The organism is Myxococcus guangdongensis (assembly GCF_024198255.1).
GTDB classification, from domain to species: Bacteria; Myxococcota; Myxococcia; order Myxococcales; family Myxococcaceae; genus Myxococcus; species Myxococcus guangdongensis.
Genome location: NZ_JAJVKW010000009.1, coordinates 1 through 16,617 on the forward strand (window position 1 = coordinate 1; position 16,617 = coordinate 16,617).

13 protein-coding genes and 1 pseudogene are annotated in these 16,617 nt (G+C 66.3%); 7 read left to right on the top strand and 7 right to left on the bottom strand.

Annotated elements, in window-relative coordinates; all coding sequences use genetic code 11:
* Positions 1-128: 128 nt before the first annotated feature.
* Positions 129-434 (top strand): annotated as a pseudogene (locus tag LXT21_RS25940) (AHH domain-containing protein); the annotation flags it as partial.
* A 1-nt stretch (position 435) separates the two neighbouring features.
* Positions 436-1,044, top strand: coding sequence for an imm11 family protein (locus LXT21_RS25945; RefSeq protein WP_254040881.1), 609 nt, complete (start codon positions 436-438; stop codon positions 1,042-1,044).
* A 416-nt stretch (positions 1,045-1,460) separates the two neighbouring features.
* Here LXT21_RS25945 and LXT21_RS25950 read toward each other — a convergent pair whose 3' ends face one another.
* Positions 1,461-2,342 (bottom strand): DUF11 domain-containing protein, encoded by an 882-nt coding sequence (locus tag LXT21_RS25950; protein ID WP_254040882.1) that lies wholly within the window; start codon positions 2,340-2,342, stop codon positions 1,461-1,463.
* 416 nt (positions 2,343-2,758) lie between these two features.
* Here LXT21_RS25950 and LXT21_RS25955 point away from each other — a divergent pair, with 416 nt between their 5' ends.
* Both LXT21_RS25955 and LXT21_RS45670 read left to right on the top strand, forming a co-directional pair.
* Complete coding sequence (locus tag LXT21_RS25955; protein WP_254040883.1) at positions 2,759-2,980, top strand: VOC family protein; 222 nt, start codon at positions 2,759-2,761, stop codon at positions 2,978-2,980.
* Positions 2,981-3,034: 54 nt separating this feature from the next.
* On the top strand, positions 3,035-3,223 hold the full coding sequence (locus LXT21_RS45670; RefSeq protein WP_407667030.1) for a hypothetical protein: 189 nt from the start codon (positions 3,035-3,037) through the stop codon (positions 3,221-3,223).
* Between the two features lie 240 nt (positions 3,224-3,463).
* Here the strand turns inward: LXT21_RS45670 and LXT21_RS25960 are convergent, their stop codons facing one another.
* The 5 genes from LXT21_RS25960 to LXT21_RS25980 form a co-directional block, all read right to left on the bottom strand.
* On the bottom strand, positions 3,464-3,943 hold the full coding sequence (locus tag LXT21_RS25960; protein WP_254040884.1) for a hypothetical protein: 480 nt from the start codon (positions 3,941-3,943) through the stop codon (positions 3,464-3,466).
* A gap of 360 nt (positions 3,944-4,303) precedes the next feature.
* Positions 4,304-6,139, bottom strand: a complete 1,836-nt coding sequence (locus tag LXT21_RS25965; protein WP_254040885.1) for a hypothetical protein — start codon at positions 6,137-6,139, stop codon at positions 4,304-4,306.
* Between the two features lie 282 nt (positions 6,140-6,421).
* Complete coding sequence (locus LXT21_RS25970; RefSeq protein ID WP_254040886.1) at positions 6,422-6,742, bottom strand: hypothetical protein; 321 nt, start codon at positions 6,740-6,742, stop codon at positions 6,422-6,424.
* Positions 6,743-6,943: 201 nt separating this feature from the next.
* The gene (locus LXT21_RS25975) at positions 6,944-9,343 is read right to left on the bottom strand and encodes an Ig-like domain-containing protein (RefSeq protein ID WP_254040887.1); all 2,400 of its coding nucleotides are present in this window, start codon (positions 9,341-9,343) and stop codon (positions 6,944-6,946) included.
* A gap of 188 nt (positions 9,344-9,531) precedes the next feature.
* Complete coding sequence (locus tag LXT21_RS25980) at positions 9,532-10,236, bottom strand: hypothetical protein (RefSeq protein WP_254040888.1); 705 nt, start codon at positions 10,234-10,236, stop codon at positions 9,532-9,534.
* A 441-nt stretch (positions 10,237-10,677) separates the two neighbouring features.
* On the opposite strand from LXT21_RS25980, the gene LXT21_RS25985 reads away from it, so the two are divergent.
* Complete coding sequence (locus tag LXT21_RS25985; RefSeq protein ID WP_254040889.1) at positions 10,678-10,911, top strand: hypothetical protein; 234 nt, start codon at positions 10,678-10,680, stop codon at positions 10,909-10,911.
* Between the two features lie 96 nt (positions 10,912-11,007).
* On the opposite strand, the gene LXT21_RS25990 is transcribed toward LXT21_RS25985, so the two are convergent.
* The gene (locus tag LXT21_RS25990) at positions 11,008-12,744 is read right to left on the bottom strand and encodes a BamA/TamA family outer membrane protein (RefSeq protein WP_254040890.1); all 1,737 of its coding nucleotides are present in this window, start codon (positions 12,742-12,744) and stop codon (positions 11,008-11,010) included.
* Between the two features lie 467 nt (positions 12,745-13,211).
* Between LXT21_RS25990 and LXT21_RS25995 the strand changes: the two genes are divergently transcribed.
* Both LXT21_RS25995 and LXT21_RS26000 read left to right on the top strand, forming a co-directional pair.
* Positions 13,212-14,963, top strand: coding sequence for a DUF1592 domain-containing protein (locus LXT21_RS25995; RefSeq protein WP_254040891.1), 1,752 nt, complete (start codon positions 13,212-13,214; stop codon positions 14,961-14,963).
* The gene (locus LXT21_RS26000; protein ID WP_254040892.1) at positions 14,960-16,492 is read left to right on the top strand and encodes a DUF1552 domain-containing protein; all 1,533 of its coding nucleotides are present in this window, start codon (positions 14,960-14,962) and stop codon (positions 16,490-16,492) included. Before LXT21_RS25995 ends, LXT21_RS26000 begins: the two co-directional genes overlap by 4 nt.
* The last annotated feature ends 125 nt before the right edge of the window (positions 16,493-16,617 follow it).

Consider the following 16,617-nt stretch of genomic DNA (forward strand, 5'->3'; position numbering starts at 1 on the left):
GCACCAAGGGGGCCATGGAGTTGCGGTCCGCCGAGTCCGCAGGGTAGGAGTCCTCCTGTCTCGGCCCTCTCTCTTTGGCCGGTTTTGACGGGACCCTCTTTGGCCGGTTTTCACCTGACCATTGAGGCACGAACAAGAATCCGATTTCGGATGTGACGGGTGGCCCGTGGACGCCTCTATGCGAGAAGATTTTCAGGAAGGCTGGGATGACGCTTGAGGACGTCGCGAACAAGGTGCGGCTCAAGGGGCACGAGGGGCCTCATCCCGAGCGCTACCATCGGGAAGTGACGGAACGTCTGGAGCGTGTCGTCGAACGATGCCGGACGGTTGATTCCTGTCGGGGCAAGCTGGAGCGCGAACTCGCGAAGATCGCCAACGAGCTTCTGACTCCAGGCTCTCCGCTGCGGAGCTTCATTGTGAAAGAGGGCGGATGACGTGGAGCGCCAATTCTATTGGGTGCGGCGGGCGGACGTGCCGCAATGGCTCATCGAGACTCCAACGCGGGAATCTGGGGAAGCGTTCGATGAGCCCTGGATGTTCGCGGACGGCCGCCAACTCGAGAATCCGGGGAAGATGAAAGCTCGCATATCGACTCCGGGTGCGAAGCGCACGTTCGTGTTCTCCGCAATCGAGAAGACTCCTTTGGTGAGTGGACCCGTCGCAAACGTCTTCAGGGTTCTCGTGCCTGACGACGTGCAATTGATGCCAGTGTCGGTACAAGGGGAGTCCGAGCCTTACTTCTTAGTCAACGCAACCAAGGCGGTTGATTGTATTGACGAAGCCCGATGTCAGGAGATCCAGCATGACGACGCAGACGACGGCGTCCCTGAGTTTGAGGGGCAGTATCGTTGGATCTACGGGTTGCGAATCGACCCCTCGAAAGCTGAGGGATCCCACGTTTTCCGGCTGAAGAAGTTCAAGGTTGCGCTCATCGTCTCGGAGGAGATCAAGGACGCGCTCGAACAAGTCGGGAACCTGGGCGTGTCGTTCGAGCGTGTAACGGGCCCCAGTGGCGGCAATTGTCCGACGCGTGACGTGGGGTGAGCGGTCGATAAAGGACGATGCGGGCTATGCCGGCGCGGCATCGCTCCTCGTTGCGCAAGAAGGCCCCCAACTCCTCGCCCTGTAGCCCCCGAGTTGCCGCCAGCACGCGCAGCTTCTCTTCCGGCATCCACTTCTTCGGCCCATCGGGCACGGTGGGCTCCTTCTCCTTGGGAGGCGGCGTCATCGCCGCCTCCCTGTTCGCCTCGCGCAACCACTGCGACAGCGTCGGTTGGGACTCCCACCTGCCGCGCCAGCGCTGCGGTGCTCACCGCGCCCGGGCCGACCATCTGCTTCACCAACTGCATCTTGAATGCATCCGCGTACGGCACCACGCCCTGCCTGTTCTCGCCCCTCAAGGCGTCGTCAGCTCGGCATCTCCCCCGAGGCGACAACTTCCCTGACACAGGGGGATTCATCTACGGACAGGTAATGAGCAACGACGTAAGGGCGGTGCAAGATGCCGTTGCGCTGTCGTTCTGCGCGTTGGGGTCTCCCGGGCTGCTCGCAACTCGCGTTGCCGTCGCAGTCAGCTGCCCCAGCGCCAGCAGCCCGTAGTTCGCGCGGAAGGTCTTGCTTGTGGAGGCTCCATTCGCAAGTGCGCCCACCGGGCAACTCACCTCACCAGTAGTTGCATCAAGAGTACAGTCTGTTGAAGTGATAGATGTCGCTGAGGCCGGGAGAGTTGTTGTCACTGTCGCGGATGACGCACCGTCGGGGCCATTGTTCGTCACTGTCAGGTTGTAGAGTACGTTTGCCCCCAGGAGTGGCGCCTGGGCAGTCAGTCCAACGGCCAAGTCAGCTTCGCCAGGGTAGACGGTATAGCTCATGAATGGCATGCGCTCGCTCGCGGCTGTCCCGCCTTTTTCCTGAATGACGAAGAGCGGCCGCGTAGAGGCACTTACCGGGCTCGAAAGTGGCAACACGGTGAAGAATGCCGTGACCACGCGAGTCTGATTTGCCGGGAGGTCTGGTGGGGCGACGACTGCTTGAAAGCTGTTTGAAGTGGAACTACAGGCTGATGCGGGTTCACACCGGTCGAGCGCCAGCAGTCCGGCCAGGGAGTATTCTACGCGCATCAAGGATACGTCTTGTACTCTCTGGTGAGCAAAGGTGTGGGTGAACACAACCGTCTGGCCCGAGTGGAACTCGTTGTCGTCTGCGTGAATGACCAGTTCACCCCTTGAGCTGGTGTTGTTGATCGGCTCGGCGAATGCGTCGCCGCTCACCCATGGCTCCGTGAGGCATGCGACTACAATGCCCAGAACGCTCGAGGGCACGCTCTTTGTCTTGCCTTTCATGGACAGCCTCCTTTTGCCTGTCGCGTGATAGGCAGGAGGGCGAATGATTGGCAAGCCACACATTCTGGATTGGCCATCAGTGAACAGCGGGCTTCCTGTGGAACCGCCGAGTTGCGCTTGAGTGTGTCCTGAATGGTTCGCTCGCGTAGACGCTCGAATGCCACGCGGTGAAATCAACCCTGCAGGCTCGTGCCAGCTTGGTCACACTTCTCCATCGGCATGTCCTTCAGTTCGTCCGGAAGGTAGTCGACGAGAGGGCGCTTTCCGCACCCCATCCGCGGTGAGTCCACAGGTATCATGCTGAACACTCTCTTCCGACCTGGGATAGAGGTAGGCAAGTTTGCGGTGCTTTCTTGAAGCGAAGATCCTCGCCCCCCAATCCATCGCGCGGGTTTTATCTCCCGCCAGGAGTTTGCATGACTGCGACCAAGGCAAAGTCCATTCCGGAAGGGTTCAACAGCGTTGTGCCCTTTGTGCTGCTGAAGGACACCGCGAAGGCCGTCGAATTCTACAGAAAGGCGGTCTGCGTGGAGGTGCTGCGCCAATATCACACGTCGGATGGAAGTGATGGCTATGGTGACCCGCAAATCGGAAATTCACGGGTCCGATTCGCGGATGCGTCGCCCGAAAGGAAGTAGGAACGCTGGAACTTCGCTGGCTGCACCCTCGTGCTGTGAATCTACGTTGATGATTTGAAGGCGTTCGAGGAACGGGCGCACAAGGCGGGGGCCATGCCAACGAGGCGTCAACATCAGCCCTGGGGCGATATGACGACCACGTATGAGGACCCTGAGGGTTATACGTGGATGATCTCGCAACACATGGAAGATGTGCCCGAAGGTCAGATCAGCAGCCGCGTATATCAGAATCGAAACTACTGACGACGCTCGAGTCGCTCGGCACATCGCTCGCCGCGAGCTCAGCTGGGACGACGCGACTTCTCTGCTTCCGCTCGTCACAAATGTGGGCGAGTGGAGTTACAGCGGTACGGGGCTCTCCATCACGGAACGTGCTCAGTTCCGTGCTTTCCTTGTCCTGCTGTGGGCGCCGGCACTGTCAGTTCGAGCTGAGGGAATCGTTCAGTGCCGACGCCGTTTTGACAGCCGGATGGACCCTTGAATCTAGATGGGGCTCGTCATGTTGCTCTGCACGGCATTCTCCACCTCTCCTCCCGAGCATCGCTGGGCGGGTGGGATCTGCCTGAGGGCCAGGTTGAACCCTCCTGATGCCGTCCGCCCCACCAGGGTGACGTAGGCGGACCAGGTCACACTCGGTGAGCCGGGGTACTCGGGGGTTTGGATCTGAAGGAGGCCATCCCATTCACGGGGGTGCGTAATGACGGAGCCATATCCGCTGATGACGAACGCCGACCCAAAGACCGGAACGTTGGTGGCGACGATGCAGATGGCGGCGGGTGCCACCCTGATGGTTCCGTATGGCGTATTGAAGAGGTATCTGCCGTCTCCGGTAGGATACCCTGGGATGTCGCCTGATGGCTCGCCCATGGCGCTGACTTCATTCATGGGTGTGCTTTTGTCTTCGAGGACGAGGCTGTCCTCGCCCTGACCACAACCTGCGCACAGCATCACGACAAGAATCATGAGGAGCGTTCTCATAGTTCCTTCCGATGTTGACGTTGGGCAGCACCGGTAAGACACCGCCGCATGAAAAGAGTTCCCGCGAATCTTCAATCGTCGCGGTGCTGTCCATTCCTGCGGTTTTCCCTTACGAGAGGGTGGCCCAGGCGCAGTGGTCAAGTCCCGAATCGTGTGGAGCAAGTGCTATCGGCCATTTGCGGCGAGATACCACAGCCCGATTGGGTGTGACAATGGGGGCGGACTCGGTGGGTGCTGTCTGTGTCTGCATTGCACGGCGATTGTAAATGCCGCTGCGATACAGAAAATATCCGTGGAGACGCCGCCTGCGGAGGTGGAGGTCCGCAGGCGGCGTCTCGTTCTACCTCACCGGCGGCACAGGGTCCCGGCGGTGGTGTTGCCCGCGCAGCCACCGAAGTACTGGTTGGGGGTGTTCGCCCCAAGTCCACAGTTGCGCCAGTTGCAGGTGTTTCCTTCGGGGTCGTTCCCCGCGGCCGTGCAGACACGCATGGGCGTGTTCGCGCCGCAGTACGTCCCCGTCGTCGGTGACACCGAGCACGCCCCCGACCCAGAGCCGCTGTAGCGCAGGTCGTCGTCGGTCCAGTAGTGGTGCGAGGGAGCCGTGGCGCCCGGGCGTGTGGCCCAGGTGGCGGCGTTGCTGACCGACCAGCCCGCCGCGCACAGCGAGCCCCGGTTGTTCCACGTCACCCGTCCCGCGCACCCCACGAGGTTGGCGGAGAAGACCTGCTCGACGGTGCCGTCAGCGCACCCCGACGCGGGCGCCGTCACCGGGACGCAGAGCGCACCCGACGTGTTCACGCAGCCGCCGAAGTACTGGTTGGGGGTGTTCGCACCGAGGCCGCAGTTGCCCCAGTTGCAGTTGTTGCCCTCGGAGTCCGTCCCCGCGGCCCTGCAGACGCCCATGGATTGGCCCTGGCCACACGCGTTTCCAGCCGTGGTGCTCACGGAACACGCGGAGGTGCCGGAGCCGCTGTAGCGCAGGTTGTCCTGCGTCCAGTAGTGATGCGTGGGGGCCGCGGTGCCTCGCAGGTTGACCCACTCGGCGGCGGTGGCGAGCCGGTAGCCCTGGGCGCACAGCGTGGCCCGATTGGCCCACGTCACCCCTCCCGCGCAACCCACCATGCCTCCCGAGAAGGTCTGCTCGGCGGAGCCGTCCTCACAGCCGGTGGGCGCTGCCCTGGGAACGCAGATCGTCCCCGCGGTGGTGTTGCCGGAGCAGCCGCCGAAGTACCGGTTGGGGGTGTTCGCTCCGAGGCCACAGTTGCGCCAGCCGCAGGTGTTTCCTTCGGGGTCGTTCCCCGCGGTCGGCGAGCAGACCCGCATGGGTGTGTTCGCGCCGCAGTACGTCCCCGCCGTCGTCGACACAGAGCACGCCCCCGACCCGGAGCCGCTGTAGCGCAGGTCGTCGTCGGTCCAGTAGTGGTGTGTCGGGGCGACCCCGTTGAGCAGCGTGCTCCACTCATTCGCGGTCGCGGGCCTGTGGTTCGCGCCGCAGAGCGAGGCCCGATTGTTCCACGTCACCCGTCCCGCGCAGCCCACCATGCCGTTGGAGAAGGTCTGCTCGATGGTGCCGTCGGCGCACCCCGCGGTGGTGGGGGTCGCCGGGACACAGAGCGCGCCGGACGTGTTCACGCAGCCGCCGAAGAACTGGTTCGGGGTGTTCGCCCCCAGGCCACAGTTGCCCCAGTTGCAGTTGTTCCCCTCGGGGTCTCTGCCCTGGGCCGTGCAGACGCCCATGGATTGACCCTGGCCACACGCGGTGCCTGCGGTGGTGCTCACGGAACATGCGGAGGTGCCGGAGCCGCTGTAGCGCAGGGTGTCCTGGGTCCAGTAGTGGTGGGTGGGGGCCGTGGTGCCTCGCAGGCTGACCCACTCGGCGGCGGTGGCGAGCCGGTAGCCTTGGGCGCACAGTGTGGCCCGGTTGGCCCACGTCACCCTTCCCGAGCAACCCACCATGCCTCCCGAGAAGGTCTGCTCGGCGGAACCGTCCGCGCAGCCGGCGCCCACGAGGTCTTGGGACTCGAACGTCTCGGATTCCATCTGGAGTTCGGCTTCCTGTGTCGCTGCCTCGAACGCCCCGGGTTCTCCCTCGGTTTCGATGGGGGCGTTGCATGCGACGGACAGCAGCAGGGCGCCCAGCAGGAGATTCTTCCCAGAGTGCATGAATGCAGTGCGAATCATAGACAGCGACTCCTCTACGCATCCCGCATGATGCGGGGCGCGCGAGGTCTGCCCTGTCGCCCGGCGAGAGGCCAGGGGATGGTTGCCACGTGTCGAACGGGCGATAGCGCATTCGTTCAACCCAGGCATCTGGCACGCACTACTATCGACAATCGAGACATGCTGGCACTGCGGTGGCGTCAAATCCGACAGTCCAGGGGATTCACGACATGACAGTGCGCCGACGCGCGGGGCACCGTCCGCCCCGCATCCATGGCCGCAGTCCTCGTGAGTCGAGGGGCACTACAGCTCAGCGAGTTCGGGCAGACACGCGGTGACTTCAGGGAGCGTCAGCCGACAGATTCCGACGAGGCACGCGGTGACGTATTGGATGTCGGGCAAGCCGAGGATGCAATTGGTGACGCAGCGGGTGCCGTCCGGGTTTTCGTCGAAGATGCCCAGGCAATCGAAGAATCCGTTGAGGCTCTCGGCGGAGACCTCGCTGTCCTCACTCGTCGCGGGGGGCGTGGATACGTCGGTTTCGACCGTCGCGTCCACGGGGCCGCAGCCCACGAGACACGTCAGAAGCAGAACGGAAGCAGTCGCTCTCATCAGGTTCGGCATGTTGATTCCTCCGAGTGTGTTGCACCGGAAATCGTCTCCGACTCGAGGAGGATGAGCCATTCTGCTTGGGTTCAATTCCGATGTTGGGGTGTCATCAGTGCAGCTCGCCCGCAGCGCTCGATGGGGAGGTGCGGGCACACTCTTGCTCGTCGATGCGGCGGCGCGCCTCCCGCTGGAACCAGGAGGCGCGCCGCCGAAGACTCAGTACACCACCACCGAGCCGTAGACGCTGGTGCCGCTCGTGTAGGCCACCAGCGCGCCGCCGTTCGACGGGAGCGCCGCGACGGCTGGCACGGAGCCCGGTCCGATAGTCCTGGCGTCCGTGGGCTGAATCACCGTGGCCCCCACGAGCATCCGGTCCAACTGGATGTTGCCCGTCCCTCGCTGCGTGACGATGTAGCCGTTGCCGAGCGCGTCCGCGTCAATCGAACGCACGGGGCCGGGCGGGACGTCATTGGGGAGCCCCGTCACCTGGGTGCTCGTGCCCGGCGCGGACACCGGGATGACGTCCACGTTGTCGTCCCCGAAGGTGCCCGTGACGTAGATGAAGCCGTTGGAGCCCGTCCAGTCCGAGAAGAACGCCTGTCCCGGCGGAGAACTCTGCGGACCGAAGCTCGTCCCCTGGTCACTGCTCCGACGGATGCGGAACAACGGGTCGTCGCTCACCGAGAAGACATCTCCGCTGATCTTGTCCACGAGGACGTCGAAGTAGGCATTGCTCTGGTCCACGTCCGTCACGCTGAAGTCGCCCGCGCCACGCGCGAAGTTGCGCAGGACGCGCACCCCCGCGCCACCTCGCGAGACGGAGATGTAGAGCGCGTCGCCCCTGGAATCCAGGCTGACGGTGGGGTTGCTCGCGTTGCTGAGCGTTCGCGGCGCCTCCCAGTTGGCTCCCGCGTCCACGGTCCGCGTGAACAGCAGCGAACCCGCGCTCGTGACCGCGACGTAGGCAATCCCCGTGGGGCCACCCTCGATGGCGACCTCCGCCGCGTTCGTGATGCCCATCGGCGTGGGCCCCACCCAGGTGAAGCCGCGGTCCGCGCTCACGCTGACATGGACCGAGCCCCCGCAGAGCATGACCACATAGAAGCGCCCCAGCGCATCCACCGCGGCCTTGCGGCCCGTGTTCGAATTGGCCGTGGTGCAGTTCAACGTCCCGCTGATGAGCGTGGGCGGGATGTTCGAGAAGGCATCCAACTGGCACTCGGCATCACAGCCATCCCCCGGCGTCGTGCCGCCATCATCGCACTGCTCTCCCGCCGCGCTGTCGACCAGGCCGTCACCACACACCTCCACGCCCTGGCAGTCCGCTCGACACCCGTCTCCGGCGACGCGGTTGCCGTCGTCACACACCTCACCGGAGTCGACGAAGCCGTCACCACAGACCGGCGGCCCTCGGACGGTGAGGCTGACCGTGGCCGTGTTCGAGGGCAGCGCGCCATCGTTGGCCGTGAAGGTGAACGAGTCCGCCCCCTGGAAGTCCGCGTTCGGCGTGTAGAGCAACTGGGCGCCCGTCCCGGACAGGGTTCCGTTCGCGGGCGGCGCCGTCACCGTGAAGCCAACCACATCTCCGTCCACGTCCGTCGCCACCAATGTGATCGGCGTCGATGTGTTGTGGTTCACCGTCACCGTCGCGGAGGCCGCCACGGGCGCGTCGTTGACCGGCGTCACCGTGACGGTGACGGTGGCGGTGGCCTGCTTCCTGCCATCGGAGACGGTGACCTGGAAGGTGTCGGTCCCGTTGAAGTTCGCGTTCGGCGTGTACGTCACCGACGCCCCCGTGCCCGTGAGCGCGCCATGGGCGGGCAGGGTGAACGTGTAGGTCAGCGTGTCGCCGTCCGGGTCCGCCGCGGGGATGGTGATGTTCACCGCGGTGTCCTCGGCGGTGATCGTCTGGACCGCCTCGACGGTGGGCGCCCGGTTGTTGTCGCAGACGCTCGGCTGTCCCGTGCAGGTGTAGCCCGGCTCCACCTCGCAGACGCTGTTGCAGCCGTCTCCCGAGCGCTGATTGCCGTCGTCACAGAGTTCGGGCCCGCCCAGCACCCCGTCTCCACAGATGACTCGCAGGGAGGTCTCCACCGCGTCCACCAGATACACGGCGAGCGCCCCCCTCAGCCGTACGTAGCGATAGGGCACGTTCCCTGGGTACATCGCCACCGCGATGTGCGTCCCCAGGCCCAACTCGACCAGTTGCAAGGGGCTGGAGCCGACGAACGTCCCGTCTGCCTTCAAGAAGTCCACCTGCGCCACCAGCGCCAGCGACAGGCCCTGGTAATAGACGCGCAAATCCCCGGTGCCTTCCTCGCCCTGACCCAAATCCAGCACCAGCGCCGCGTTGAGCAGTCCCAGAAGGGCCGCCGTCCTCCCGTCTGGAGCTCCGAGCGCCGCGCTCGCGTTGAGCACCGCCGCGTTGGTTCCGGGGGCCACCGCGTCCGCATAGGGGTCCCACGCCAGCGCGGCTCGGAGTCGCTCACTCGCCACGTCGCCCTCACGAGCGGGGCGGTCCGACTCCTCCTGCGGGGCGCCACCGCACGCCCCCAGCGCCAGGACCAGCGGCACGGACAGAATCCAGGACGACAGAACACCAGGACGACCAATCATCGAGTGTCTCCCCCCGAGGAGCTGGATGAAGCCCGGAATGGACTGTTCCCCCTCATGGATTGAACGGCACCACTCCTGGCGCCCGACAGCTCGCAACGCAATCCACAGTTCGACAACGTCCATTGCGCATCAATCGACAGGCCCTGGAGGCCGTGGATATGACAGGATGCGTCGAGGTTTCGTCGCTCTCAGGAGTTGGTGATGATGATGGGCCGGAACCTATAGTCGGGCCGAACGACGAGTGGGTCGTTGCTCAGCGTGATGTTCGTCCGATATTGCAGCCCTGCCTCGATGAGCGGAAGCGTGAGCCTCATGGTCAGCTTCACCGGGTCCTGGACCTGTGGGCAGAAGTCATCGAAGTATGTGGCATTCCTGCCCGTCAACTCCCACGACAGCGTTCTCTTGTCGGCCGAGAGGATGATGCTGTTCCAGAACTGCAGCATTCGCGCTGAGAGCACATTCCCGTCCGTGACGTCACAGCCAGCGCCTACGTTGGTGAGTGCCAGTCTGATGAACCCCGCATCGGGTCGCGGGATGCCGCGGCTCAGGTCATCACGGAGTTGGGTGATGTAGCTGTCATCGAAGACATGGCTGCTGAGGATGGAGATCGAACCCTTGAGTGGAATGCTGACCGCGCCAGTATTCCCGGTCAGTCGATAATCGCAGTTCGCGACGGAAGGTTGGTTCACGCAGACCGAGATGAGGTTGTCACCGAATTCCACATCGCGTGGCGCCACGACGACTGGCGAGCCCATGAGCGGGGCGGCGAGAACGAGCTCTCCAGGGGCGCCATCCTGCTCGGAGCCTCGGGCCTCCGGCGCGCCTTCCACGAGGAGACCCAGAATCGTTCCCGCTATCGCACCGCTCATCCCCAGACGACGTCGCGTTCGCATCAAGGTGGACCCTCCTGGCTTGAAGACGCCACCCGGAGGAAAACCATGCAGAGATTTCGTGTTCCGCACCTGGCGAAATCTTGCCGCCTGGCTGCCTTGATGCCCTCGTGTGGATGATGCCGGCACGGCCCGGGGCTGACGCGTCAAACCCTGCCTTTGACATGTCAATGCGTGTCGCCTGGGCTCCCGTCGCACGCTGGCCCGCTGGGGCCTTGCTTCTTCGTCATCGCTGGGTGTGGGGCTTGCAGTGCGGACTCCCGCCCGATTTCCACGGGCTTCGACCGGAGATGACCGATGATGCCTCGCGGAGTCTTGACGTGCCTCGCGCTGGGGAGCTGTCTGCTGATGTCTGGCGCGGAGGCCCAGACGCCTTCCTCCCAGGTTCCCACGAACGCGTGTTACCTGTGGAAGGGACGTGGGGGGAGTCCCACGCAAAGCTACATGGCGACCTACGCGAGCTGCCGGCCCTGGAATCGCAACCACGGGTGGAGCTTCATCCGGACGGCGAATGGGGTGGACTACCATCGCGGGACCTTCGAGGGGGCCGCGGCCACTCCTTCGATCTGGGCCGTCTACGCGGACTTCGGCTCCGCGGTCCTCACCTCCCGGGCGGACTACGACGCCTTCATCGCCAACACCCGGCTGGGCGGCTCCTGCGCGGAGTGCCTTCAGTAACAGCAGGGGCCCCGGTGTCGGCTGGGGCCACCCCGAACGACAACCTTCGAGATGGGGTGCTCGGGCTCCTCGCGCCTCATCTGGACAGGCTGTCCGTCACCGCAGCGGTGTCTCCAGGAAGGCGGGCCGGAAGTCGGTGATCTGTCCGCCGCCCACGAGGAAGCGGCTTCCCGCGGCGGGGCGGTCGTCATCGAGCACGTACCCGAAGTCGAGCCGGAACGGGATGATGTTGAACTGGGGGACCAGCACCCGCACGCCCAGGCCCACGGAGTGCACCATGCTCGGCTTGCGCTCGAATGCGCTCCCCGCGTCGTAGAAGAGCACGCCGCCCAGATGCAGCGTTCGGATGATGAGCGGTGCGGTGCGGTACTCCACGTTGACGAGCAGCAGGCGCCTCCCCGCGTAGGCATCCACCTTCGCGCCTCGCAGGCCGTTTCCACCACCGAGCAGCACCACCCGCTCGACCAGGTCGTCGATGTTCACGTCCACGAGGCCCCGCGCGACGAAGCGCCCCCCCAGGACGCGCGGCGAGACCTGGTGCAGCTCCGCGGCCCAGCGCCGATGGGTCCAACCCGCGCGGTCGTCGAACTGCCGCCGGAGCGACGCGGCCGCCGCCACCGTGGTGAGCGCGTCTCCCACGCGGACCCGATAGCGCGCGCTCAGCCCTCCTTCCGTGAAGTGCGCGCCGGAGGGGATGGCCGGAGGCGCGTAGCGCAGGGTGAGTGACACGGAGTGGCCGACCTGGAAGTCCTCGGAGAGCGAATACGTCTCCACGTCGCGCAGCACCTCGTACCGCGCACTCCAGGCTCGCAGCGTCGCCGTGGTGTAGCCCGCGTCCTCCGAGCGCGGCAGGTAGTGCCGCTCGAACCAGGCGCGCTGTCCCGCGTCGAGCGGGGCCGCCACCGGGGGCGCATAGGCCTTGCGGTACGCGCCCACGCCTCCGCCAAGCTCCCACCTGGATTCCTCGCCCCAGGCGCGCACGTAGAGCACGCTGCCGGTCATCTCGCGCGTGTTGAAGACGTAGGGCACCGGCTCCCCATCGGGATACGGCAGTCGCCAGACGTCCGCCCCCCGGAAGGTGCGCGAGGTCTCCACGTTCCACGCCACCTGCGCCGTGAGACTCCAGGGCGTGGACAGCGAATACAGGGGCCGGCTGAGCGTGACGCCGCCCCGGGAGCCCTCGGCCCTGCCGCTCTCTCGGCCGATGATGACCGCCGCGGACTCCGTCAGCGTCCACCGGCTGCCGAGCACCTGCTTGTCCACGTAGCTCTGGCCGACCGACCAGGTGTCCAGGTTCAGGATGTAATCGAGCGCCACCTTCTTCGCGAGGCCGAGGAAGTTGTCTTCGGTGACCTGGAGCCGCAGGTACTGCAACAGCGAGCCGACCGCCGAGAAGTCGTTGTTGAGCCGCAGCGACCACACGTCCTTGGTGATGACGAGCAGCGACACGGTGTCCGGCCTGGTGCCTCGCACGGGCGCCACCCGCACCGCGGAGAAGATGCCCAGGCGCCGCAGGTTGCGCGCCGTCTCCTCCGCGAGGACCGTCTGATAGGGCTGTCCGGGCGTCAGCAACACCTCACGCCGGACCACCTCCTCGCGTGTGCGCGCGTGCGCCAGGTTGAGGAAGTTCGGATAGGGGTCGCTCTTGGCGACGACGTCCTCGCGGGCCACCCAGACCTGCTCGAGCGTCTTGCCCTCCGGCTGCGCCTCGCGCGTCAGGCCCTGGCTCTCGAGGCCCCACTGGACGAGTACGTCCTCGTAGCTCTCCTGCGCGGGCTCTTGCGGTGTCGAGGACAATGAAGCGACGAGAAGACCCAGCCACGGGAAGGACACACGCCCATCCTGGTCCGTCACCCTTGCATCGCGATGTCACAAGCAGACGACATCACGGCACGACTCCTGTCGATGGCGTCTTTGCTGTTCTCGCCGCTGCGCCTCTCCCCGAGCCTCGCGCTCGCGTCCATCGAGAGCCCCGTTGCCGTCGACGAGCCCCTCCGCGCCTGGCCCCGAGCGCCTCGCCTCAGGCCTCAGAGCCGTCCTCCGAGTCAGGGGTGCTCGAGGTGCTGCACACGAGTGCCCGTATCGCGGTGGAACTCGGCGCCATGTCATTGACCGCCGTGGAGGTATCTCATGCGGCCAACAGCGCTGCGCCAGTCCCGTCGGACGTCCAGGTGCAGCCGTTGGGGGAGGGCTGCACACGCAGCCCGCACCTGAGGAACGGCTCCCTCGGGACTCCCATTTGATCTGGTCTTTCCCGGCTCGCCCATGGCATCGTGGACGGTCCCACGTGGAGGTGCCAGGTGAAACGACTTCGACTCGCACGCACCCTCGTCATGGTCGCGGCGACCTTGCTGAGTGCTTGCAAGGGTGACGTAACCCTGCCGCCCTCCCAGCCGCCGCCCCCCGGTGAGCCCCCGCCGCCGCTGGTGCCCGAGGAGCTGCCCTTGCGGCGGCTGTCCGCCGTCCAATTCCAGAACACGGTGCGCGACGTGCTCACCCGCGCGCTCGGCGCCCCGGAGGCGGACGCGGTGCTGCAGGACGGCGCGGTGGCGTCGCAGCTCCAGAGCTACCCACGGGACCTGCGAGTCTCCATCCCCGGCGAGTCCCACGGCGGCTTCTTCCGCATGGACCAGGGCGTGCAGCAGGGGCACATCGACATCGCGTACTCGCTCGGTCTGCGCGTCGGCGAGCTGCTCGGGAGCAACACGTCGCGGCGAGGGCTGCTGCTGGGCTCCTGCGCCACGGATGCCAGCGCGGCCAATGACGAGGCCTGCCTGGTCGACTTCATCTCCCGCTTCGGGCGCCTGGCCCTGCGGAGGCCCCTGGACGCGGACGACGTGGCCTTCTACCGCGAGGCCGTGAGCGAGCCTCCTGTCTCGCCCCTCGCCGTGCAGAAGGTGGTGGCGCTGCTGCTGACGGCGCCCGAGTTCCTCTACTTCGTCGAGCACGGCCAGTCCGACGCGGCCGGCACCGTGACGCGGCTGACGGCGCACGAGCTGGCCGCGCGGCTGTCGTATCACTTCTGGCAGACCCTCCCGGACGAACTGCTCACCGAGGCCGCGGACTCGGGGGCCCTGCTCACCGACGCCGGCTATCGCCAGCAGGTCGAGCGCCTCATGGGGGACGCACGCGCCCACCAGGCCCTGGGCGAGTTCTTCAGCCAGTGGTTCCGCCTGGACGACCTCGAGGAGTTCGACAGGCGCGTGGGAGACCCCATCTTCGACGCGTTTCGCGGTGACTTCACCCCGACGCGCGACACCCGCGAGCGCATCAACGGCGAAGTGGCCGACCTCGTCGCCTGGCTGGTCTCTCACGAAGGCACGCTGCAGGACGTGCTCACCGACCGGCATGCCTTCGCCCGCAGCGCCGACCTGGCGGCGCTCTACGGCGTGCCGAGATGGGATGGCACCTCGCAGCCTCCCACCTTCTCCGAGCCCCAGCGCTCCGGCCTGCTGACGCGCATCGCCTTCCTCGCCACCGGCTCCGCCAACACCCGCCCCATCATCAAGGGCTACCGCATCCGCAACGCGCTCCTGTGCGGGAGCATCCCCCCACCGCCCGCCGACGCCATGATGACGCGGGTGGAGCTGTCGCCCGAGCTCACCACCCGCGAGGTCGTGGAGCGCCTGACCGAGACGCAGGGGTCCTGCCCCTCATGCCACCGCACCCGCCTCAATCCCCTGGGGTTCGTCACCGAGAACTTCGATGCGCTGGGCCGCTTCCGCTCCACGCAGCGCCTCTTCGACAACACGGGCCAACAAGTGGGCGAACGACCGGTGCGCACCGACACGGTGCCCGCCGTGGTTCCGGGCGACACGCGCTCGGTGTCCTCGGCGGCGGAGGTCACCCAGCTCATCCTCGACAGCGGCCAGTACGAGGAGTGCTTCGCTCGACAGTACTTCCGCTACACCTTCGCCCGGCCCGAGAACGACGCCTCCGACGAGCCCGTCCTGGAGGCCTTGCGCACGGCGGCCAGGAGCCGTCAGTCGCTGCGCACCGTGCTGGCCTCCGTCGCGCTGCGCCCCGAGTTCCAGCGGAAGGACTTCCGATGAGCACGCCCATCTCGCGCCGAACGATTCTCCGCCTGGGCGGGACGGGGCTCGTCCTTCCCTTCCTCCCCAGCCTCCTGCCCGCGACGGCCCGCGCCCAGTCCGCGCCGTCCCACAAGTGCTTCGTCATGCTGCGCACGGAGCACGGCGGCATCCTCCAGCGGGACATGTTCCCCGCGGACGCCACGCTGACGGAGTCCTTGTCCTACGCGGGCCATCCCGTGCGCCGGGGCGCGCTGAGTGCCACCGTGACGGGAGGCGAGGCGCGGGTGTCGCCCGTGCTGCGCGCTCCGTCGAGCGAGCTCACCGCGTCGATGGTGAGCAAGCTGTGGGTGCTCAACGGCCTGGACATCCCGTTCTACATCGGCCACCACCGGGGCGGGACGCTCGGCAACTTCTCCGCGAGCGACCAGGCGCCGGACGTCGTGAAGCAGGAGGGCATCCGGCAGACCGTCGACCAGATCATGGCCTGGTCTCCGTCCTTCTACGGAAACGCGGCGGGCGTGCGCGAGCGCGTCATCATCCAGGGGTCGCTCTCCTACGCGCACTCGGACCCTCGGCTGCGGCAGGGACCGGTGGAGCGGGTGGGGGACACCGTGAATGGCTCCAACCAGGACCTCTTCGACCGCCTGTTCGCGGATGTCACCGGAGGCCAGCCGCTCATGAGCGGCGCGGTGCTGGAGAACTACCGACGCCTGCGCAATGGGAACCGGCGCCTGTCGTCCGCGGACCGCCGCCGGCTGGATGACCACATGGAGCGGCTGGCCGAACTGGACCGCAAGCTGTCCACGGTGGCGCGCTGTCAGACTCCCACGCGCCCAGCGACGTCGACCGGGCAGTACACCCAGCAGCCGTCGTACGGACGCGACCCGGAGGCGCAGTCCCTGTCGCACGAACTCTGGAACGACGTGTACACGCTGGCGCTGTCGTGTGGCGTGTCGCGCATCGTGGTGGCCGGCGCGACGGAGACCTTCAGCACCTACGCGGGCGACTGGCACCAGGAGATTGCCCACCAGGCTGCGAGCAGCGAGCCGGCGTACAGCACACTGCTCGCGGCGCACCACCTCTTCTTCCGCCGCGTCTTCCTGGACCTGGCGAGCAAGCTGGAGGCGGTGGACATGGGCGACGGCACCCGGCTGCTGGACCACACCCTGCTGGCCTGGGGACAGGAGTCAGGCAACTACACCCACGACCACACCAGCGCGCCGATTGTCGCCTTCGGCGGCGCGGAGGGCTTCTTCCGCACGGGGCAGTACTGCGACTACCGGAACCTGGACAAGAAGACCGGGATGGGCCCCGCCGGCGAGCCCCGCTGGTTCGGCCTGCTGTGGCACCAGTGGCTGGGCACGGTGCTGCAATCCATGGGCATCCCTCGCTCCGAGTGGGAGGACACTTCGCGGTGCCCGGGCTACCCCGACTACAAATACGACGACATCCCGGGTTGGGCCGGGCCCGAGAACTCCACGGGCCCCGTGTATCCCAGCTCCGTCTGGAGCGCCGCGGGCGAGGTGTTGCCCTTCCTGCGTGCGTGAGCCTTCGCCCGGCGATGGCGTTCCGAGCACGAATTCATTCGGAGCGCCGCCGTGGCTCGGGTCTATCCTCCCTGAGGGAGGCGGACGACCGTAGAGGGCTACGGTGGTGTCCTCCGGAGGAGCGT

Bases quoted from the DNA above. Each gene is read 5' to 3' on its own strand.
- LXT21_RS25970 (WP_254040886.1), bottom strand. From the start codon at position 6,742: ATGCCGAACCTGATGAGAGCGACTGCTTCCGTTCTGCTTCTGACGTGT.
- LXT21_RS25980 (WP_254040888.1), bottom strand. From the start codon at position 10,236: ATGCGAACGCGACGTCGTCTGGGGATGAGCGGTGCGATAGCGGGAACG.
- LXT21_RS25955 (WP_254040883.1), top strand. From the start codon at position 2,759: ATGACTGCGACCAAGGCAAAGTCCATTCCGGAAGGGTTCAACAGCGTT.
- LXT21_RS26000 (WP_254040892.1), top strand. From the start codon at position 14,960: ATGAGCACGCCCATCTCGCGCCGAACGATTCTCCGCCTGGGCGGGACG.
- LXT21_RS25965 (WP_254040885.1), bottom strand. From the start codon at position 6,139: ATGATTCGCACTGCATTCATGCACTCTGGGAAGAATCTCCTGCTGGGC.
- LXT21_RS25960 (WP_254040884.1), bottom strand. From the start codon at position 3,943: ATGATTCTTGTCGTGATGCTGTGCGCAGGTTGTGGTCAGGGCGAGGAC.
- LXT21_RS25950 (WP_254040882.1), bottom strand. From the start codon at position 2,342: ATGAAAGGCAAGACAAAGAGCGTGCCCTCGAGCGTTCTGGGCATTGTA.
- LXT21_RS25985 (WP_254040889.1), top strand. From the start codon at position 10,678: ATGGCGACCTACGCGAGCTGCCGGCCCTGGAATCGCAACCACGGGTGG.
- LXT21_RS25975 (WP_254040887.1), bottom strand. From the start codon at position 9,343: ATGATTGGTCGTCCTGGTGTTCTGTCGTCCTGGATTCTGTCCGTGCCG.